This window comes from Brevibacterium marinum, from assembly GCF_011927955.1.
In the GTDB taxonomy this organism is placed as follows: domain Bacteria; phylum Actinomycetota; class Actinomycetes; order Actinomycetales; family Brevibacteriaceae; genus Brevibacterium; species Brevibacterium marinum.
The window spans coordinates 1,041,059-1,061,926 of sequence record NZ_JAATJN010000001.1; the positions used below are offsets into that span (position 1 = coordinate 1,041,059).

The 20,868-nt window shown below is 65.3% G+C and carries 17 protein-coding genes; 8 read left to right on the forward strand and 9 right to left on the reverse strand.

Annotated features, from left to right (window positions below; all coding sequences use genetic code 11):
* Positions 1-185: 185 nt before the first annotated feature.
* Positions 186-989, forward strand: a complete 804-nt coding sequence (locus tag BKA07_RS04560; RefSeq protein ID WP_209043863.1) for a 3-oxoacyl-ACP reductase — start codon at positions 186-188, stop codon at positions 987-989.
* A gap of 96 nt (positions 990-1,085) precedes the next feature.
* On the opposite strand, the gene BKA07_RS04565 is transcribed toward BKA07_RS04560, so the two are convergent.
* The 4 genes from BKA07_RS04565 to BKA07_RS04580 all read right to left on the reverse strand — a co-directional run bounded on the left by BKA07_RS04565 (position 1,086) and on the right by BKA07_RS04580 (position 5,103).
* Positions 1,086-2,051: a hypothetical protein gene (locus BKA07_RS04565; RefSeq protein WP_245161837.1), complete on the reverse strand. Its 966-nt coding sequence runs from the start codon at positions 2,049-2,051 to the stop codon at positions 1,086-1,088.
* Positions 2,052-2,312: 261 nt separating this feature from the next.
* Complete coding sequence (locus tag BKA07_RS04570; RefSeq protein WP_167949849.1) at positions 2,313-2,882, reverse strand: dienelactone hydrolase family protein; 570 nt, start codon at positions 2,880-2,882, stop codon at positions 2,313-2,315.
* A gap of 136 nt (positions 2,883-3,018) precedes the next feature.
* On the reverse strand, positions 3,019-4,584 hold the full coding sequence (locus BKA07_RS04575) for an FMN-binding glutamate synthase family protein (protein ID WP_167949850.1): 1,566 nt from the start codon (positions 4,582-4,584) through the stop codon (positions 3,019-3,021).
* 93 nt (positions 4,585-4,677) lie between these two features.
* Positions 4,678-5,103: a TM2 domain-containing protein gene (locus BKA07_RS04580; protein ID WP_167949851.1), complete on the reverse strand. Its 426-nt coding sequence runs from the start codon at positions 5,101-5,103 to the stop codon at positions 4,678-4,680.
* 153 nt (positions 5,104-5,256) lie between these two features.
* On the opposite strand from BKA07_RS04580, the gene BKA07_RS04585 reads away from it, so the two are divergent.
* Entirely contained in the window at positions 5,257-6,534 is a 1,278-nt protein-coding gene (locus tag BKA07_RS04585; protein WP_167949852.1) for an MFS transporter, read from the forward strand.
* 34 nt (positions 6,535-6,568) lie between these two features.
* Entirely contained in the window at positions 6,569-7,459 is an 891-nt protein-coding gene (locus BKA07_RS04590) for an enoyl-CoA hydratase-related protein (protein WP_167949853.1), read from the forward strand.
* A 29-nt stretch (positions 7,460-7,488) separates the two neighbouring features.
* Here BKA07_RS04590 and BKA07_RS04595 read toward each other — a convergent pair whose 3' ends face one another.
* A complete protein-coding gene (locus BKA07_RS04595; RefSeq protein ID WP_167949854.1) occupies positions 7,489-8,187 on the reverse strand; it encodes an NUDIX domain-containing protein in 699 nt (232 codons plus the stop codon).
* 318 nt (positions 8,188-8,505) lie between these two features.
* Here BKA07_RS04595 and cls point away from each other — a divergent pair, with 318 nt between their 5' ends.
* A complete protein-coding gene (gene cls, locus BKA07_RS04600) occupies positions 8,506-10,008 on the forward strand; it encodes a cardiolipin synthase (protein ID WP_167949855.1) in 1,503 nt (500 codons plus the stop codon).
* Between the two features lie 211 nt (positions 10,009-10,219).
* Here the strand turns inward: cls and BKA07_RS04605 are convergent, their stop codons facing one another.
* Both BKA07_RS04605 and BKA07_RS04610 read right to left on the reverse strand, forming a co-directional pair.
* Positions 10,220-10,609: a YtxH domain-containing protein gene (locus tag BKA07_RS04605; protein ID WP_167949856.1), complete on the reverse strand. Its 390-nt coding sequence runs from the start codon at positions 10,607-10,609 to the stop codon at positions 10,220-10,222.
* A gap of 220 nt (positions 10,610-10,829) precedes the next feature.
* The gene (locus tag BKA07_RS04610; protein WP_245161838.1) at positions 10,830-11,852 is read right to left on the reverse strand and encodes an agmatine deiminase family protein; all 1,023 of its coding nucleotides are present in this window, start codon (positions 11,850-11,852) and stop codon (positions 10,830-10,832) included.
* Positions 11,853-12,106: 254 nt separating this feature from the next.
* Here BKA07_RS04610 and BKA07_RS04615 point away from each other — a divergent pair, with 254 nt between their 5' ends.
* The 3 genes from BKA07_RS04615 (at position 12,107) to BKA07_RS04625 (ending at position 15,422) form a co-directional block, all read left to right on the forward strand.
* Entirely contained in the window at positions 12,107-13,282 is a 1,176-nt protein-coding gene (locus BKA07_RS04615) for a CoA transferase (protein ID WP_167949858.1), read from the forward strand.
* 201 nt (positions 13,283-13,483) lie between these two features.
* The gene (locus BKA07_RS04620) at positions 13,484-14,275 is read left to right on the forward strand and encodes a DUF5819 family protein (RefSeq protein WP_167949859.1); all 792 of its coding nucleotides are present in this window, start codon (positions 13,484-13,486) and stop codon (positions 14,273-14,275) included.
* Positions 14,265-15,422 carry an HTTM domain-containing protein gene (locus BKA07_RS04625; RefSeq protein ID WP_245161839.1) on the forward strand — a complete coding sequence of 386 codons (1,158 nt, stop codon included), beginning with the start codon at positions 14,265-14,267 and terminating at the stop codon, positions 15,420-15,422. Before BKA07_RS04620 ends, BKA07_RS04625 begins: the two co-directional genes overlap by 11 nt.
* Before the next feature lie 126 nt (positions 15,423-15,548).
* Here the strand turns inward: BKA07_RS04625 and clpB are convergent, their stop codons facing one another.
* Together clpB and BKA07_RS04635 are read right to left on the reverse strand one after the other, a co-directional pair.
* Entirely contained in the window at positions 15,549-18,149 is a 2,601-nt protein-coding gene (gene clpB, locus BKA07_RS04630) for an ATP-dependent chaperone ClpB (protein ID WP_167949860.1), read from the reverse strand.
* Positions 18,150-18,323: 174 nt separating this feature from the next.
* Positions 18,324-19,901, reverse strand: a complete 1,578-nt coding sequence (locus BKA07_RS04635) for a Na+/H+ antiporter (protein ID WP_167949861.1) — start codon at positions 19,899-19,901, stop codon at positions 18,324-18,326.
* Positions 19,902-20,046: 145 nt separating this feature from the next.
* Between BKA07_RS04635 and BKA07_RS04640 the strand changes: the two genes are divergently transcribed.
* Positions 20,047-20,826, forward strand: coding sequence for an enoyl-CoA hydratase (locus BKA07_RS04640; RefSeq protein WP_167949862.1), 780 nt, complete (start codon positions 20,047-20,049; stop codon positions 20,824-20,826).
* Positions 20,827-20,868: the final 42 nt, after the last annotated feature.

Here is a 20,868-nt window from a genome sequence, read left to right on the forward strand (position 1 = left end):
CGCATAGGGGGAGGTGTCCCTATGGGTGAGGTGTCTCGCACAAGGGAGGCATCCCTATGGGTGAGGTGTCTCGCACAAGGGAGGTGTCCCGCACAGGGGGAGGTGTCTCGACTGTAGGGTGAGAACACGACCTTCCGCGACCTCCCGTGCAGTGAGGTCCGCCCAGCATTCGAAGGAGAATCGCGATGAGCAACGCCCAGGCATTCACAACGGCGGCCATGCCCCTTGACCAGCAGATCGTCCTCGTGACCGGGGCCGGACGCGGCGTGGGATCATCCATCGCGAAGGCCTTCGCCCACGAGGAAGCCGCGCTCGTCATCAACTACCGCTATTCCGCGGAATCCGCCGAAGAGCTCGCCGAGGCGGTCCGTGCTCGTGGAGGGCGCGCGGTTGCGATCGAAGCCGATGTCACCGACTCACGAGCCGTCGACGCAATGTTCGCGGCCGCCCACGCCGAATTCGGTGCCCCCGTGTCGACGGTGGTCAACAGCGCCCTCGTGGATTTCTCCTTCAACGGCGAGGAGCGGCAGCCGGCAGACGAGATCGACTTCTCCGACTTCACGGATCAGTTCCGGGGCTCCGTCGGTGCCGCGCTCAATACGGTCCAGGCCGCGATGAGCGGGTTCCGCGAGATCGGATCCGGTCGGGTCATCAACATCGGGTCCAACCTGGTGCAGAACCCGGTCGTGCCGTATCACGACTACACCGCGGCGAAGTCGGCTCTGCTGTCGCTGACGAGGACCTTCGCAAAGGACCTCGGGCCCTCCGGGGTGAGGGTGAACATGGTCTCCGGCGGCCTGCTGCGCACCACCGACGCCTCCTCGGCGACCCCCGAGGAGGTCTTCGACCAGATCGCTGCGCAGACCCCGTTGGGGCATGTGGCCACACCGGAGGAATTCGCCTCGGCGGTGGTGTTCTTCGCATCACCGGCCTCACGCGCAGTGACGGGCCAGAACCTCGTCGTCGACAACGGTCTGGTGATGGACTGACGGCGCGAGTGCCGCGCCGGAGGCCCGAGGAGCGACCTCCCCGCCGGGCGGCGATCTCCTCACCCCGAGAGGCGACCTTCCCGCTGGGCGGCGACTTCAGGGAGTCTGCGCTCGACGGCGCGGTCGTCTTCCGCCAATGTGGTTCTTGATGGTGACGAACATGTCGTTGCGAAACAGGTCTGCCCAAACCACGTTGAACACCGTGAATCCGGCGTTGGTCAATCGCATGTGTCGAGCGTGGTTGTCCTTGCTTGCTCGATCCGGCCCATTCTCATTGAGGTAGTACTTTCCCAAGCCGTGGAATTCGACGATCAGGGGAAGCGACTCGTGCTTGAAATCGCATCGGCCGAGAAATTTTCCGGTGCGATCGTGCACCGTCACCTGTGGGAGCATCCCGCCGATCGAGAACCGGTGAAACTTCACTGCACAGAGCGACTCGCCCTGCGATTCGTGAAGCGGACTCGAGAGGTCGATGGCCCGCCGCGCATTTCTGCAGCCTCGGCGACGGTCGCCCACCTGGTCGAGAAGCTCAAACGTGTCGATGCGCCCGCGTCGGCGGGCTTCGGAGATCATCGGAACCGATATCTCCAGCGGGTAGTCGTGGGCGATGTCGGAAAGTGTGCGAGACAGATCGGTGACGGCGAAGTCGCCGACGATCGTCCTGTCTTTCGGGGGAACAGTGCGGTCATAGATACGCAACGTTGGAAAATTCTCGTGGTAGCCGGTGCGGATGATCTCGGCCTGATCAGTCGCTGGGAACGGTGGCTGAACGCCGTGGATCAAGGCGGCAGAGATGTGGGAGTAGACGTCGCCGGTACGGAGTTCGTGCAGTCTCGAGCGGATGAGCGGCTTGAGGTTCTCGATCTGATCTCGGATGTCGCCGAAGGTCTGGGAATAGGTGATCGGCTCGGCGGCGTCGGCGGAGTGCAGGATCGCATGTTCGGGTGAGCTGCAAGGGTGGGCCACGGCGTAGTGCCCACGCCGTACCTTCTGCAGGCAACATTGTTGAGCTTGGTGGATGTCGCTATCGGTCAAGCCGAACCTGAGCAGGTCCTGCTTCATGTAAACCTGAACCATTTAACGATAATGACATCAATAAGTGTCAAACACAATGAAACAAGCAGAAAATATATCTAAAACGTCGTCAGGTCCCAAACGATCCGCGATCAACAAACCGCCGAGAGCGGACCGCGGCTGCGGAGGGCGACTTCAGGGAGTCCGCCCCCGGCGGTGCGATCCGCTCTCGGCGGTGGGGGCGCCCTCGGCGCCCTCGGCGCCCTCGGCGCCCTGGGCGCCCTCGGCGCCCTGGGCGTGAGGGGAGTTTCAGACTCGTTCGAGGAACGCCAGGGTGCGGTCGAAGAGCAGTTCGGCGCTGTCCTCCCGGTAGTCGTCGACCAGCTGGTCGCTGAACAGATGGGTCGCGCCCGGGTAGAGGAAATACTCTGCCTGAGCCCCTGCGCGTGCGGCCGACTCGATCAGGGTCTCCGGGGCGCCGGCGTCACGCCAGACGTCGTCGACGGAGAAGTGGATCTGGACGGGAACATTCTCCTGCCACCGCGTCGGTTTGGGGAAGCCACCGCCATGGAGGAGGAGCGCACCGCGTGCACGCGGATCGTTCTTCCCCATCTGCTGGGCGATGCCGGCACCCAGCGACAGACCGGCGAACACGATCTCATCCGGCAGGTCGGCGCAGGCCGCGCTCACGCGGTCGACGAGTTGTGAGAATCCGACCTCCTGCGAGTGGCCGACCCCGGTCTCGGCGGTCGTGAATGTCTGCCCTTCGTAGAAGTCGAGGGCGAACACCGTATGCCCAGCAGCGGTGTAGCGATCTGCTATCGCATCGATGCCGGGTGTCTTGCCCAGTGCGGAATGGAGCAGAACGAGGTTTGCCATGGCTGTCTCCTGTCGGGACTGGTGCTGCGTGCGTATCGGCGCCTGGCCCGGGCGTACCGCTCGGCCGGGGCGCCTCTGCTGCTGGGGCAGTGGCCGGAATTGGCCCAGGGGCCGAGACCGTGGAGCCGGAACCGCCTCAGCGGCTGTGGCCCTGCGGGATGGCGAAAGAATCGGCCTGCGCCGTCTCCCAGTCCGCGGCCCAGTCGTCCGGGGCGCCGGCGAGCAGCTCGCCGGGTTCGAGCCAGTCGTAGAGTCGGGCGTAGGACCACGATTCAGACTCCGAGACGTTGCGGCGCAGCATCGTCGGTTCCAACTCATCCGGATTCGTCACGCCCATCGACGCCATCAGACGCACCGCCTCGGCGACGGTGCCGTCATGGTAGTTCTTCACTCGGGCCGACTTGTCGGGGACGTCGACGGCGCGAGCCCGGCGAGGATCCTGCGTGGCCACGCCGACCGGGCATTTGCCTGTGTGGCAGACCTGAGCCTGAATGCAGCCGACGGCCATCATCATCGCGCGAGCCGCCAGCGTGAAGTCGGCACCCTGGATGAGCCGCTTGACGATGTCGGAGCCGGCAGCGATCTTCCCTGCCGCGCCGACCCTGATGCGATCGCGCAGGCCCGCGCCCGTGAGTGCATTGTGCACGATCATCAGGCCCTGGGTCAGCGGGAGGCCGACATGGTTCTCGAATTCGAGCGGCGCAGCGCCGGTGCCGCCCTCGGAGCCGTCGACGATGATGAAGTCGGGGGTGATTCCCGTTTCGACCATCGCCTTGCAGATGGAGAGGAATTCGGTGCGGGAACCGACGCAGAGCTTGAAACCGGCAGGCTTGCCGCCGGAGAGCTCGCGCATCTGCTCGATGAAGTGGAGGAGCTCGACCGGCGTCGAAAACACACGGTGGTTCGGGGGACTGACGCAGGTCTTGCCGACGGGGATGCCGCGGATCTCTGCGATCTCCTCGGTGACCTTCGGCCCGGGCAGGACGCCGCCGATGCCGGGCTTGGCACCCTGAGAGAGCTTGAGCGAGACCATCTTGACCTGCGGGTCCTGTGCCTTCTTCGCGAAGACCTCCGGATCGAATTCACCCTCGGGGGTTCTGGCACCGAAGTATCCTGTGCCCAGCTCCCAGATCAGGTCGCCGCCGGATTCACGATGGTAGGGCGAGATCGAGCCTTCACCGGTGTCCTGGGCGAAGCCGCCCATGGCGGCACCCTTGTTGAGCGAGCGCACCGCGTTGTCACTGAGCGAACCGAAGCTCATGGCCGATACGTTGAGCAGGGAGATGTCGTAGGGCTGCGTGCATTCCGCACCGCCGACACGGACCCGCGGGGGAGTCGGCGAATTCGTGATCGGAACCGTGGAGTGCATGAGGGCTTCGTAGCCCGTGCGATTGACATCGCGCTCAGTGCCGAAGGCGCGTTCGGAGTGCTTGCCCTTGGCACGTTCGTAGATCGTCGCGCGAGTGTTGCGGTTGAACGGACGGCCGTCCCAGTTCCGTTCGATGAAGTACTGCTGGATCTCGGGACGAATCGACTCGAGCAGATACCGTGCGTGGCCGGCGACCGGATAGTTGCGCAGAATCGAATGCTTCTTCTGAGTCACGTCCCAGGCGGCGAGGGCGCCGAGCCCGAGCGCTGAGACGGCTGCGGCGGCCTGGGCCACCCGCTTTCCTGTCGAATCTCCTCCGAGCTGACCAACCATGGGGACCTGACCTTTCCTTGAGCTTCCTCGGTCTGTGCTTGATGCGAGCCTAAACCGAGAATGCGGGGATTTCAGGAAAGGGTGGACTAAATTTCACAACAGCTGTGTCAGCAGTGCCGAGACCAGCTCGTCGAGCTGCAGTGAATAGCCGACGATGAGGAGGAAGCCCGTGGCGATCCAGGCGACCTCCTTCCACGCGTCGTAACCGCGCAGTCGGCGCCGGTCGCTGCGCAGGCCGCCGGCCATGACGATGACGAGGTCGACGATCCACCACAGGCCCAGACCGCCGAGGGTCACGAGTTTGAGCGCGCCGGTGGCGTAGCGCCCGGTGTAGAAGCGGTCGGCGCCGAGAAATCCCAGAGCCAGTGACAGGATCCAGGTGACGAAGAACGAGCGATTTCGGGCCCCCTCCGAGGAGCCGGCCGAGGAGCCGGCCGAGTCCGCGGTCTCCGTCGGCAGGGACGGGATGGGCGGCAGGTCGAAGGACGAGGTGTCGGGGGACAGGGAGGACACGGACATCGTGGTGATCTCCTTCGGGCTGCCTCCGGTGATCCGAGTGATCAGTCGCGGAGAGCTGTGGGTGGGTATCAGGTGGGGACCTGAGTACAGCCTAGGAAAGTCATCAACGTCTGCGCATTGGGGTTTTCCCCAATGTCGGCATAGCGTGGACCCATGAGTACCGGCGAGCCGAGCGCGACGAGTACTCGGCGAACCGTGATCGCGGTGTTCCTGGCGGGAGTCTCGGTCTTCCTCGTGCTCTACGAGACGCAGGGCCTCCTCCCCGCCATCCGTGAGGCCTACGGCATCGACACTCCCACCGCGAGTCTGACCGTCTCCGCCACGAACGTGGCCATGGCCGTCTTCCTCATCCCCTTCTCCGCGCTCGCCCCGCGCATCGGACACGCCCGACAGATCGCCGGCGGAGTGGTGCTCGCTGCTCTCCTCGCGCTCATCATGCCGTTCATGCCGAGCCCCGAGCTGCTCATCGCCGTGAGGTTCCTCCAGGGTGTGACGATCGCCTCGGTCCCGGCCACCGCGATGGCCTACCTCTCGCTGCGACTGCCGCCTGGCGCGCTGCCCGGAGCGATCGGCGTCTACATCGCCGGCAACACGATCGGCGGGCTCTCCTCCCGGCTCCTCACCGGTCTGGCGGCAGAGATCCTCGGCTGGCACGGCGGCCTGGCCTTCACCGCCGTCATCTCGCTCGTCTGCGGACTCATCGTCGTCTGGCTGCTCAGGCACGACCTGTTCACCACTTCGAAGTCCGTGGCCGCGCGGGACTCAGTGACACCGACCGACGAAGCACCGGCGACACAGCAGGTTGCGGCCAAGCACCGGGACCCGGCGAATGCTGAACCTGTGCAGCCACCTCGGAGGGCGATGATCCCGCTGCGATCGGGACTGTGGCGGATCTACCTCACCGGATTCCTGTGCATGATCGTATTCGGCGGCTCCTTCACGATGCTCGGCACCCGGCTGCAGCAGGATCCCTGGCGACTGAGCGAAGGCGCGGTCGCCCTGTTCTTCCTCATCTACCTCGTCGGCACCGTCGTGACCACGTACTACGGGCGGCTGGCGACGAAGCTCTCGCGCACTTCGCTGACGCTGATCGGAATGGTCACGGCGCTCGCCGGGGCCGGACTCACCCTCATCGACTCCCTGACCTGGATCATCATCGGCATGTCGCTGCTCACCGGCGGATTCTTCCTCGGCCACACGGGGGCATCCGCGGCCGCCAGCGCCAAACGAACCGGTGTCGACTCGACCCGCTCGGCGGCCATCTACCTCACCGTCTACTACCTGGGCACGAGCCTCGGCGCCTGGCTGTCGGCGGTCCTGTTCACCGATTTCGCCTGGTCGGGCGTGGTCGTCATGTGCATGACCTCGTTGGCCGCGGTGCTGATCTTGACCCTGACCGGAGCTCCGATAGGCTTCAGGAAACGCAACTGATCAACTGTTCAGCTTTGGAACCGGAGGCCCTCCCATGCCCCACGCCGCACACGCGAGTCTCACCTATTCGATCGACCAGGGCGTCGCCCATGTGGAGATCGATCGCGCCGAGAAGCTCAACTCCCTCACCCGAGAGGTGTTCGAGGACCTCGTCGAAGTCGGGCTCGCGCTCAAGGGCTCGCACGAGGTGAGAGCGGTCGTGCTCTCCGGCCGCGGACGGGCCTTCAGCGCCGGATTGGACTTCACCGAGATGTCGAGGCTCGCCGGTCAGGGCACTCCCACCACCGCCGAGGCGGGGACCGGGTCGACGTCGACCGCCGAGGTGGACGCGAAGGCCCCATCATCGGCCGACGACGCTGTCGACGACGTCGACGACGGTGAGCGCCTCGGCGCTGCCCGGGCTTTGGCGCAGAAGGCCGTGCACGTGTGGTCGCTGATCGAGGTGCCGGTCATCGCCGGTGTCCGCGGGCCGGCCCTCGGCGGGGGAATGCAGATCGCTCTGGGCACCGACATCCGCATCGCCGGACCCGATGCCAAGCTCTCGCTGATGGAGATCAAATGGGGCATCATCCCCGATATGTGCGGCACCCAGCTTCTGCCGCGACTGGTCGGGCCCGGAACAGCGAAGAAGCTCATCGCCACGGGCGCGGCCGTCGATGCCCGGGAAGCGCTGCGGATCGGGCTGGTCGAAGAGATCGCCGAGGAGCCTGTCGAGCGGGCGCTCGAACTCGCGACCGAGATCGCCGGGAAGTCACGCTCGGCACTCGCCTGGGCCAAGAAGCTCGTGGATCTGTCCTACGAGGCCGGCTTGGCCACGGGGCTCGACGCGGAGCAGGAGGCCCTGGCCTCACTCATCGGAACACCCGAACAGCGCCAGGTCGTCGAAGAGCGCCTGGCGACCATGGCCGCACGGTCGAAGGGCTGAGATCGCCTCAGGCCGACGGTGGGCCCCGATCAGCCGTGTTGGCCTGGAAATTCCGGGCGGACCGGGTCGATGATCCGGTCGAACCCGATCACCTCGGCGACGGTCCGGAACGCGGCGAGCTCACGCAGCAGCGTCAGCGTCGGTCGCATGAGCTTGAGCCGCTCCTCGGTCTCGGCGGTCAGGATCTCGCTCACCGACATCCACTCGCTCGTGTGAGCTTCCGTGGTCTGGTGGTGGGCCGAGGCCAGCTCGCCGACCGAGAGCACGTAGAAATAGGTGTCGAAGCGCTTCGGTCGGCCCACCGGGGTCACCCAGTTCGCCCAGGGCTTGAGCCCGGCGGGATCGAGGACTGCGCCCGTCTCCTCCTCGACCTCACGCACAGCGGTGGCGAGCAGGACGCGCCAACCATCGGCCACCTCGGCGATGGTGGAGTCCTTCCACGCCTGCCGATGGAGATGCGGGTCGGGGACGTGGAGGGACGACGCGGTCTGCTCGTCGACGGGATCGACGCGACCGCCGGGGAAGACGACGACGCCGGCGGCGAAGTCCATCGTCGACACCCGATGCTGGACGAAGACCTCGAGACCGGTGCCGCCGTCGCGGATCATGAGCACGCTGACGGCGGGCTTGACCGGCACGGCCGCCGCATCGGGCACATCGGGACCGCGGCTGGAGGAGTCGGCGAGGTCCGAACGGTCGGACCCCTCGGGTGAGATATCTCGAATCACTGTCAGCACCTTCGCTTCTGTCTCTGGGCCCCTTCTGTGTCCGGGCGCTGCCTCCCATTATGACTCGCACCGCCCAGCCAGCCGGAGGCGGGGTGGCCCGCTGTCGTCATCGGAGCTGGGGACGCGGGCCCGGAATCGGGGCAGAGGCGACGGTCGGGGCGACCACCAGAGGATTCATGCGGCGGGATACGATGGGTGCTCAGAGGAGAACGACGGTGAACTGCCCAAGGCCTCTTGCACGATGCGTCTTGTGGCTCGGCACACGTTGTGGCTCGGCACACGGCATCGGGCGCACGGAGGCCCGCAGACCGAAAGAGCATGGAAGTGAGCGGACTGGAGATCTACCCCTTCTTCACGATCGACCAGGCGTGGCCCAATTGGCTGATCTTCACGCTCCTGGCCGTCGACCTGATCATCCGCATCGTCGCTCTGGGCTGGATTCCGCACAACCGCAGGCCATCGGTCGCTCTCGGGTGGCTGCTCGCGATCTTCCTCATCCCCTATGTCGGGATCCTCGCGTTCCTGCTGCTCGGCTCCTCGAAGCTGCCCAAGAGTCGGCGGGACAAGCAGATGCTCGTCAACGACATCTTTCGTGGCCAGACGAACGATCAGGCGATCATCGGCGACTCCGCCCACATGCCCGAACCGCTGAGCACGGCCGCGCATCTGAACTTCGATCTGGGCGCACTGCCGATGACGCACGGCAACTCCTTCGAGCTGCAGACGGACAATCATGCCTGCATGGACGCGATGGCCGACCATGTCGACGCGGCGACGACGTTCGTCCACTTCGAGTTCTACATCGTCGCCATCGATGACACGACGAGGCGGCTCTTCGAATCGCTGCTGAGCGCACACGAGCGCGGGGTGCATGTGCGGATCCTCATCGATCATCTCGGGTCTTTGGGCTATCCCGGGTACTCGGAGCTGGTCAAGCGGCTCGACGCCTCCGGTGTGGAATGGCGCAGGGCCCTGCCGATCCGACCGTGGAAGGGCGAGTACCAGCGGCCCGACCTGCGCAACCATCGGAAGATCCTCATCGTCGATGGTGACGTCGCGTTCACCGGGTCGCAGAACATCATCGACCGGTCCTACAACAAGCGACGCAACCGGCGGAAGGGCTTCCAATGGATGGATCTGTCGCTGAAGTGCACCGGTCCGGTCGTCGATGAGCTCGACGCCGTGTTCGTCACTGATTGGTACTCGGAGACCGGAGAGTTCTTCGACGAACCCGCGCAGGGCGATCTGCCCGCACCGCAGAACGGAGGGATCCAGGCGCAGGTGGTGCCCTCGGGTCCGGGGTTCGAGGACGAGAACAATCTGCGCCTGTTCAACCACCTGATCTACAACGCGAACCGCAGCGTCGTCGTCTGCTCACCGTACTTCGTGCCCGATGAGTCGCTCATGCACGCCCTCACGACCGAGGCACGCTCCGGCGTCGATGTTCGCCTGTATGTGGGAGAGACCAGCGACCATTGGATCACGCAGCGAGCCCAGCAGTCCTATTACGCCGACCTGGTGCGAGCCGGGGTCCGGATCTTTCTGTACCACGCCCCGACCGTGCTGCATTCGAAGTTCCTCATGATCGATGACGAGGTCTCGATCATCGGATCCTCGAATATGGACGAACGGTCCTTCGCGATGAATATGGAGGTCACCATGTTCATCGTCGACCAGGAATTCACGCAGCGGATGTACGACCTCGAAGCGGAGAGGTACACACCGAATTCCGTCGAGCTCGACGCCGAACGGTGGAACGATCGGTCCCTGCTGAACAAGTACGTGGAGAACGTCGCCCGGCTCACGAGCTCACTGCTCTAGGGGTGCCGACGGCAGCGCTCCCGCACAGACAACGCTCTGCACAGGCAGTCCTCCCGCACAGACAATGCTCCCGCACACTGGATCAGTGTGCGGGAGCGTACGGTTCGATGCATGCGACCGCAGGCCGGTCAAAGGCGACATGCCTGAGCGACTCGGGCGACCCGGTGGCTCGGTGACTCAGTTGACCAGGTGACTCGGGCGACCGGGCGGTTCAGGTGTCTTGGGAGAGTCCGGCCGGGCCTTCGTCGTCGATGTCGCGCTCGGGGTCGGCGATGACATCGTCTTCGACCTCTGGAGCATCGGTGGCTTTGTTGCCTGCCGCATTCGCGCCGGCTGCGCCCGCACCTGCGGCACCGGTTCCGGCCGCACCGGTTCCGGTGGCGGCGTTGACCTTGTCGGCTGCAGTCTGGACGGCATCGGCGACTGCCGGTGACTTGTCGCGAATCGACTGGTTCGCCTTCTCCACCGTGTCCTGCACACGCGGGTCGGTCCAGAGGTCCTGTGCCTGTGCCTTGAGCTTCTCGTAGCTCTGACGTCCGGTGCGTGATCCGAGTACGTAACCGACTCCCAGACCAGCCAGGAGAATCAAACGCTTCTTCATCTTCCTGCTCTCCTTCTCAGCTTGCCGTGACTGCATTCGACGTGACTGCATTCGACACGTGTGGGTGCACCGACCGACGATGGCCGTCGATCATCCGCATCGGCATTGTGCCGTGGTTCACCACTTTATACTGCCCACGGTTCCCGAGGGAAAGAATGTCCTGGGCGGAATCGTCGAAAAAACACTGCGCAAGCGCCGAGGCGGGGCCAGAGTCGCTCGGTCAGCTCACCGTGGGCTGCTGTTGGGTGATGCAGTGGATGCCGCCGCCGCGGGCATAGAGCTCACGGGCGTCGACGCCGACGACCTTGCGCCCCGGGTACACCTTCTCGAGCACGGCCACCGCCTCGGCGTCCATCGGATCGTCGAAGGTGCAGGCGATGACCCCGTCGTTGGTGACGAGGTGATTGACATAGGAGTAGTCGACCCAGTCCTCGCCGTCTTGCAGCACCTCGGGGGCGGGGATCGCCACGACCTCGAAGGGCAACCCGTCCGCCGTCGTCTCAGCGGTGAACCGGGTCTTGAGCCGCTGGCTGAATTCGAAGTCCGGATGCTCGGGATTGCGCTGATCGTGGATGAGGACGACCCCCGGTGCGGGCATGGCCGCGACGATGTCGACGTGGCCGCGGGTGCCGAAGGTCTGATTGTCGCGGTAGAGGCCATGATCGAGCCAGATGACCTTCTTCGCCCCGATCGTGGCTGCGAACTCCGCCTCGACATCGGCCTCGGTCAGCTCCGGGTTGCGGCCGGGGTCCAGCTGCACGCTGCGTGTGGCCAGCACCGTTCCCTGCCCGTCGACGTGGATCCCTCCGCCTTCGTTGCGCAGCTGGGAGTCGATGATCGGCACGCCGGCTTCGTTCGCGACGAAGCGCCCGATGTGCTGATCGTGATCCCATTTCGCCCATGCCTGCGCGCCCCAGCCGTTGAACACCCAGTCCACCGCGTGCAGGGCGCCCTTGTCGTCGACGACGAAGCTCGGCCCGATGTCGCGCATCCACGCATCGTCGAGTTCTGCATTGATCACCGAGATCGGATGCCGGATCCCCTCGCCGAGGTGGCGGCGGGCATGGTCCGTCTGTTCCGTCGACACCACCACAGTCACCGGGGTGAACTCGCTGGTGGCGCGTGCCACCGCGGCCCACGTGCGACGGGCTGCCTCGGCCTCGGCTTCGGTGTCGCCCAGGGCGTAGCCGGAGGAGGGGAATGCCATCCAGATGCGATCGTGGGCGGCAGTTTCCGCGGGCATGTGGAACGTCATCGTTCATCCCTTCGAGAGGCGGTCGGATTGCTCCGAGTCTAACGAGGATCTCCGTGCGACGGGCAACGGAATCCGTACCTGCCGCTGTGGCGAGGAGGTGGGTCGAGAGGGCCGGCCGAGCGTACCGGTTGAGTCCGTATAGTTGGGCAGGGTAATAGCTGGGCCGGGAATCCGGAGGGGCAGGCAGCCCGGAGCCCGGAAGCCCGGAGAACGGGCCTCGATCGTGCCAAGGGAGGCGGCAAGTGGAACAGCAGGATCTGCAGGAACTGTTCGGTCGGAGTGGGACCGGGCCGTTGGCGGGAGTGGTCGTCGCCGATTTCTCCCGCGTGCTCGCGGGACCGTACGCGACGATGATGCTTGCCGACCTCGGCGCCACGGTGATCAAGGTCGAGGGCAGGACCGGTGACGACACACGGCACTGGGCGCCGCCTCGGCGAGGGGACGATGCGACGTATTTCCTCACCGCGAACCGGAACAAGCATTCCGTGGTCTTCGACTTCAAGGACGATGAGGACCTGGGCCTCGCACAGGAGCTGGCCGGACGGGCCGACGTTCTGGTGGAGAACTTCAAGGCCGGTGGACTGGCGAAGTACGGCCTCGACTACGACACCGTCAAGATTGAGAATCCGGGCATCATCTACGCCTCGGTGACGGGATTCGGCCGCGACAACCCGCAGCCGGGATACGACCTGCTCATCCAGGGACTCTCGGGTTTCATGAGCGTGACCGGCTCTCAGGAATCCGGCCCGGTCAAGGCCGGCGTCGCGGTCGTCGACGTATTCACCGGGCTGCACACCACAGTGGGAATCCTCGCGGCACTGGCCCACCGCAAGGACACCGGTCAGGGGCAGCTGGTGGAGACGAACCTCCTGTCCTCGGCGCTGTCGGGACTGGCGAACCAGACCTCGGCGTATGTGGCCGGCGGCGTCGTCCCACAGGCCATGGGCAACGCCCATCCGAGCCTGTACCCCTACCAGCCGATGCCCACGGCCGAGGGGCAGATCATCGTCGCCGTCGGCAACGACAGCCAGTTCCGGTCCCTGGCGGCGGTGCTGGGCCATCCCGAGTGGGCCGAGGACGAACGATTCGCGAACTTCTCCGATCGCAACGAGAACCGGGCCGAACTCGAACCCGAACTCATCGCCGCCCTGAGTGAGAAGACGAACCAGGAATGGTTCGACATCCTCTCCGCGGCCGGTCTGCCGTGCGCTCCGATCAACTCGATCGCCCAGGGCGTGGACCTGGCGACCTCGCTGGGTCTCGAGCCCGTCGCCGAGGCAGGAGTCGGGGATCGTATCGTCCCGACCGTGGCCAACCCGATCCGCCTGTCCGAGACCCCGGCCAGCTACGACCTTGCGCCGCCGACGCTGGGCGAGGGCACCGACGCCGTCAAGGACTGGCTGAGGAGTGGGCGCTGAGCTGCTGTGCCGGCTTCACCTGCGGGCGTTCCGGCAGAGTGGGTTCGCACAACACGGGCGATGCCCCGGGCTGAAGTTACGGATTCACTGAAGTACCCTAGAGTCTGTATGAAAGCACCCTAGTCACTGGGGAGATCCTGAGCAGTCCACTTCTGGTCAAGGCGGATTTCGCAAGGTGGCATATCCGATTCCAGGACTGAGATGGACGCAGACAAGACTGAGACGACCGCCGCCCGACGCCCGGTCGTCAAACGCACGCTGATGGTCGTGGCCATGCTGATCACAGCGCTGCACCTGTTCGCAAGCTTCTTGTGGATCGCACCGTCATCGACGATGCGGCAGGTGTTTCCGGGCAACCTGCTCTCCGAGTACATGATTCCGCTGTGGGGACAGTCGTGGAGCGTGTTCGCTCCAGAGCCGATCAACGGCGACTACTACTTCGACGTGCGAGCGGTCGTGAAGACCGCCGACGGTGGCGAAGAGGTCACCGACTGGGTGCGAGCAACCGACGTCGAGCTCGGCCATTCGTCCTACAAGCTCTTCCCACCCCGGTCTGCCGGACTGGGCGTCGGAGTCGCCTCCGACATCAAGGGGTCATGGGAGGACCTGCCCAACGATCAGAAGGCGATCGTCAAGCTCGACTACTTCAAGGGCGACGACTCGGTCGACCGACTCACGAACAAACTGGAGGAGTACGACGATCCCGATGGCACCGTGGACGACTACCTGGACAGCGAACACCTGGCCACGGCCTATGCGACTCAGGTGGCCAAGGCGATCTGGGGTGAGGACGTCCAACGCGTCCAATACCAGGCAGCCCGCCAGAACGTGGTGCCGTTCGCACAGCGCAACGATGCCGGTGCCGAACGGCCGAACATCCAACCGGTCCCCGTCGGATGGAGGGCACTCGTGACCGAACCGCACCAGTCCGACGAAGAGTTCGCCGAATACTTCTGTGCCTCGGACAAAGTGAGGTGCGCAGATGAGCAGTGAGAAGACGGAGTCCGCGCAGAATATGACGTCCGAAACCGGTCCGACCACGGATGCGGCTGCCGAGCACTCGGAGTCGGACCGCTCTGCGGAGCATACGGAGCCGGACCGCTCGGGTGCCGAACCCGGTAAGCAGATCCCCGTCGCCTCTCGAGTGCTGGCGAGCATCTCACGAGGCTGGAACTGGCTCGAGGAGATGCTCACCGGTCGCTATCACGCCACCTACGGCCTTGCGGTGACCCGCATCCTCATCGGTCTGACCGGGCTCGGGCTGCTGCTGACGAACTTCAGTGCCAGGCACTACGCCTTCGGTGTGGGCAGCGCCTGGAACGGTGAGATCGCCGAACCTCAGAGCGACTTCCCCAACATCTGGCTGTTCTCCCTCTTCCACCGGGCGGTGACCAACCCGCCGCTGTTCACCGCTATGATCCTCGGACTGGCCGTCCTCGCAGTCCTCATCATCCTGGGCTGGCGCACCCGCATCGTCCTGCCGTTCTACCTCGTGGCGTGGGTGAGCTTCATCGAGCTCAACGACGGCGCCGGTGATCAGGGTGACAACGCCTATCGCATCTTCATGATCGCGCTGCTGTTCGCCGACACCACACGCCGCTGGTCGTTGGACGCCCGCCGACGGAGGAAGAACCCGGACTTCCCCGCCACCGACGGCGGAAGTCTCCGGTGGATCTTCATCATGGCCAATAACCTCGCGATCGTGGTGCTCGCATTCCAGGTCTGTGCGATCTACATGTCGGGCGGTTTGTACAAGGCCGGCGGCAGCGCCTGGCAGCACGGCTTCGCCGTCTACAACCCCCTGCACACCGCGCAGTTCGGAACCTGGCCGGTGCTCTCAGACCTGCTGACCGCGTGGGGGCCGATGGTCGTGGCCGTCTCTTGGGGATCGATCCTGTTCCAGTGTGCATTCCCGTTCATGCTCTTCAATCGGTACACGCGGATCGTGGGGCTGCTGGGCATCCTGTCGTTCCATCTGGGAATCGCGCTGCTCATGGGGCTGCCGTGGTTCTCGCTGACGATGATCGCCGTCGACGCCATCTTCATCCGCGACCGCAGCTTCGAGAAGGTCAACCGACTCGTGAGCCGCTGGTGGACCTCGACCTCCGAAGGCGTGGAGAGGGCGAAGGCCTCGCGCTGAACCTGCGTCGCGTGGCGCAGGCGACTCAGCTCAGGCAGTGGCGCAGGCGACTCAGGTTAGGGAACAGTACACAGGTTGCAACCCGTGTACTGTTCCCTAAGCTGATCACCCCTCAGCCGACGCCCCTCACCGCTTCGGGCGCAGCTCCAGGCCGCTGGCTTCCGGGTCCTCGGGCAGGCCGATGACGACGTCCTCGCCGTCGGCCACGTCGCCGGCCAACAGTGCACGGGCCAGCTTGTCGCCGATCTCACGCTGGACGAGCCTGCGCAGCGGTCTGGCGCCGAATGCCGGATCGTAGCCTTCGAGTGCGAGCCAGTCCTCGGCGGCATCGGTGACCTCGAGCGTGATCCGACGATCGCTGAGGCGTGCTGCCAGGCGCTGGATCTGCAGGTCGACGATGGAGGACAGTTCAGCGGTGCTCAGGGCGTCGAAGAGCACGATGTCGTCGAGGCGGTTGAGGAACTCCGGCTTGAACGTCGAATTCACGACGCCGAGCACCGCATCCTTCTGCTCCTGGACGCTCAGCGACTTGTCGACGAGGAACTGCGAACCCAGGTTCGAGGTGAGGATGAGGATCGTGTTCCGGAAGTCGACCGTGCGACCCTGACCGTCGGTGAGGCGACCGTCGTCGAGGACCTGGAGCAGGATGTCGAAGACACTCGGGTGTGCCTTCTCCACCTCGTCGAGGAGGACGACGGAGTACGGTCGACGGCGCACCGCCTCGGTGAGCTGACCGCCCTCGTCATAGCCGACATAGCCCGGAGGGGCACCCACGAGCCGGGACACGGTGTGCTTCTCCCCGTACTCGCTCATGTCGATGCGGATCAGGGCCTTCTCGTCGTCGAAGAGGAAGTCCGCGAGGGACTTCGCCAGTTCCGTCTTGCCCACACCCGTGGGACCGAGGAACAGGAACGAACCCGTCGGCCGATCCGGATCGGCGATGCCGGCGCGTGAGCGTCGGATCGCATCCGAGACCGCACCCACCGCGTTCTTCTGACCGATGAGACGCTCGCCGAGGACACCCTCGGCGCCCAGCAGCTTCTCGACCTCACCTTGGAGCAGACGACCTGCCGGGATGCCGGTCCAGGACGAGACCACCTCGGCGATGTCGTTGCTCGAGACCCGGTCGCTGACCATCGGATCGGTTTCGGTTTCGGCACTCGCCTCCTCCGCCTCGGCGAGGTCGATCTCCTTCTGCACGGCAGGGATCTCCCCGTAGAGCAGACGGGACGCCGTCTCAAGGTCCGTGTCGCGCTGAGCCCTGTCCGCCTGGGACCGCAGCTCGTCGAGCTTCGTCTTGAGCTCGCCGACCCGGTTGAGTCCGGCCCGCTGGGATTCCCAGGTGGCCTCGAGTCCGTGCAGCTCCTCCTCCCGGTCGGCGAGATCGGCACGCAGGGCGCCGAGGCGCTCGATCGAGGCCGTGTCCGTTTCCCTGGACAGCGCCATGTCCTCCATCTTCAGTCGATCCACGGCGCGACGGAGCTCGTCGATCTCGACGGGAGCCGAGTCGATCTCCATGCGCAGGCGGGACGCGGCCTCGTCGACGAGGTCGATGGCCTTGTCCGGCAGCTGGCGGCCGGTGATGTATTGGTTGGACATGGTGGCGGCGGCGATGAGGGCACCGTCGTTGATCGAGACCTTGTGGTGGGCCTCGTAGCGTTCCTTGAGTCCGCGGAGGATCGCAACCGTGTCCTCGACACTGGGCTCACCGACGTAGACCTGCTGGAACCGGCGTTCGAGCGCGGGATCCTTCTCGATGTTCTCGCGGTACTCGTCGAGTGTGGTGGCACCGACGAGGCGGAGTTCACCGCGGGCGAGCATCGGTTTGAGCATGTTGCCCGCATCCATCGCCGAGTCCCCGGTGGCACCGGCGCCGACGACGGTGTGCAGCTCATCGATGAACGTGATGATCTGACCGTCGGCGTTCTTGATCTCTTCGAGAACGGCCTTGAACCGCTCCTCGAATTCGCCCCGGTACTTCGCGCCGGCGACCATCGCGGACAGGTCGAGGCTGATCAGGGTCTTGTCGCGCAGGGATTCGGGCACGTCTCCGGCCACGATCCGCTGGGCCAGACCTTCGACGACTGCGGTCTTGCCGACGCCGGGATCGCCGATGAGGACGGGGTTGTTCTTCGTCCTCCGAGAGAGGACCTGAATGACCCGTCGGATCTCCTTGTCGCGGCCGATGACGGGATCGAGTTCGGCCTCACGGGCGGTGGCGGTGAGGTCGAGGCCGTACTTCTCCAGCGACTGCATCGTGTCCTCGGGGTTCTCCGAAGTGACCTTCTTGCCTCCGCGCAATTCGGGCAATGCCGCCAGCAGCGCATCACGACCGGCGCCGTTGTGGCGCAGGGCTTCGCCCGCTCCGTCCTGCCCGGCCGCGGCCGCGAGCAGCAAGTGCTCCGTCGAGACGAACTGATCGCCGAGGCTCGTCATCTCCTCCTGCGCAAGATTCATCATCTCGAGACCGGCCCGGGACAGTCCCGGCTGGGATACGGTCGCTCCGCTGACGGTGGGGAAGGCGTCGATGGTCGTCCGCACCGAGTTCAACACGGTGCGAGGGTCGGCGCCGACCTTGGTCACCAGGTTCGATGCGAGCGAATCCGGCTGGTCGAGCAGTGCCGCGACGAGGTGTGCGGGCTCGACCTGGTTGTTCTTCCGGGCCACGACATCGTTGATCGCGGACTGCAGCGTCTCGCGTGATTTGGTTGTCATCTGTGCGTCCATGCGCATCTCCTTCACAAGTGTGCTTCGCACCTGTTCCAAGAACAGGAATTGCTCTTGACGAGTTCAACATCCTCAAAGTTGAGTCTATTCCACTCAACCTTGGAAAGTCCGGAGGATCCACGTCATCTCGGCGAGCGGGTCACGTCAGTGAGCAGCTGGACGTCGGCGAGCGACTCACTTCAACAGCACGGATTGGAGGTCGAAGCGACGCAGCACTCTGTCGGCGATCTCCGGGTCGGTGCCGCGCTCGCGTCGGGCTCTGAGCACCTCGGCGCGGGCGGACTGGAGAGCCTTCGTCTGCACCTGCGCCATGACCGCGCGGTTCTCCCTCAGCGTCGTCGCCTGCTCCGAACTGGCCTGGTCGTCCGAGGTGCCCAGCAGCTGCGAGTAGAGGACCTTGAACCGGGCCCGCAGCGGTTCGGCGACCTCATCGGGCAGGCTCTCGTCGTCCCTGATCTGTTCGAGGGCGGCCTTGTAGGCCCGCTTGGCGATGTCGGCGGTGTCGCGACGCTCCTTCTCGGCTTCGTCATCGATGCCGAGGACGTTGACGACGGTGGGGAACGTCAGCCCCGCGCCGACCAGGGTGACGAGGAGGATGACGGCGGCCGCGACGAGGATGTAGGAGCGGCCGGGGAACGGTTGTCCTGTGGCGGTGGTCGCCGGGATCGACAGCGCCAACGCGATCGTGGCTAGTCCGCGCATCCCGCCCCAGGTCATCAGGGCGGTGTCCCTGACATTCAGCGGCGCCGCATCCGGGTCGTCGTCCCTGCTCTTGTTCTCCAGCACGGTTCCGAGCAGCAGCCAGCCGAACCGCACCACGATGATGACCAGTGCGATGACCAGCCCGATGCCCACGGCCCTGAGCAGGTGGCCATGCTCCGTCTCGACGACCTGGCGCAGGTCGAGGCCGATGAGGCCGAAGGCGATGCCGGTGATGAGCATCTCGAGGACCTGCCACGTCGAATTCTGTGTCACACGTTCGGCGGAATTGCCCTCGACGTCGCGTCTGCGCACCTCGAGGGCGGCGACGACGACGGCGATGACTCCGCTGGCGTGGAAATGCTCAGCGATGAGGTAGACGCCGAAGGGCAGCATCAGCATCAGTGAGGAGCGCGCGATCGTATGGTCGATCTTCTCCATCACCCACCACACGACGAAGGAGACGACGAGGCCGATCGTGATTGCGACGACCGCGGAGAGGAGGAAGGACAGGGCGAGCTGACCGAAGTCCACCTCGGTGCCGGCCATCGCCGCGGCCATCGCGGTCTGAAAGATCACGAGGGAGGCGGCGTCGTTGAACAGTCCTTCGCTCTGCAGCGTCGACATGATCCGCCGAGGTATCGACACGGTTCCGGCGACCGCGTCGACGGCCACGGGGTCGGGTGGGGCGAGCATGGCGCCCAGCGCCACCGCGGCGGCGATCGTGATCCCGGGAATGAGCACGATCGCCGTTCCGGCCACGGCCGCCACCGTCACCCCGACGAGCGCGACGGCCATGCCCAGTATCGTGCGCCAGCGGATGGAGAACAGCGCCCAGGAGGTCTTCTGAGCCGCGGCGAACAGGAGCGGCGGAAGGAACAGGGGCAGGATCAGCTCGGGTTCGATGGTGATCTCGGCGAAGCTGGGAATGAATGCGCCGGCGATGCCGATGACGACCATCAGCGCGGGCCAGGGGAGGCGCAGCTTCTGGCCCAGGCCGACGACCACGCTGGTTGCGGCACCGAATCCGATGATCATCAGCAGGGTCGTCATGGTCGTCTCCTCGTCGTCGCCGGCATGATAACAATCGCATCGATACCGGAGGCATCGTCTGCGCGAGGGGCGCCGGGCAGGATTGTCGGTGAACTCTGCGTCAGGTTTCCGCGCCGAACCATCGATATTTTGGCAGAATGCTGTTATGTCCGACTCAATTGTATTCTCCCTCGCCGACGATGCCGTCGCGACCGTGACGATCAACGAACCGGAGACGCGGAACGCTCTGTCGCGTTCGGTGATGAATGACCTCATCGACACCTTCGCCGAGGTGGGCCGGCGTACCGATGTCCGCGCGGTGATCCTGAAGACGGCAGGTCACGTCTTCAGCTCCGGCCACGACCTCAAGGAGATCAGCGGCGCGGAGCTGGATGTGCAGCAGGAGACGTTCGCAGTCTGCTCCCGGCTCATGCAGCTCATCCAGTCGATCCCGCAGCCGGTCATCGCACAGGTCCAGGGCGTGGCGACCGCGGCCGGCTGCCAGCTCGTGGCCAGCTGCGACCTGGCGGTGGCGGCTCGAGCGGCTCGCTTCGCCACCCCGGGGGTGAAGATCGGACTGTTCTGCTCCACGCCGATGGTGGCCCTGACCCGGGCTGTGCCGGCGAAGACCGCGATGCGGATGCTGCTGACGGGAGACTTTATCGGTGCGGACGATGCTCTGACGTACGGGCTGGTCTCCGATGTGGTCGCCGACGACGAGTTGGAGGCGGCGACCGGCGAGTTGGCGCGGAAGGTCGCGTCCGCCTCGTCGGCTACAGTGGCGGTAGGCAAGTCGGCGTTCTACGAGCAGCGTGATCTGCCTCTGGCGGATGCCTATGTGCACATGTCGGAGGTGATGGCCCAGAATGCGGTTGCGGCCGATGCACAGGAGGGCATCGACGCATTTCTGAGCCGAAGAGAGCCTCAGTGGCAGCATCGAGGCTGACAGTGTGGTTTCCTATGACTGTGTGGTTTCCTATGCAGGTGT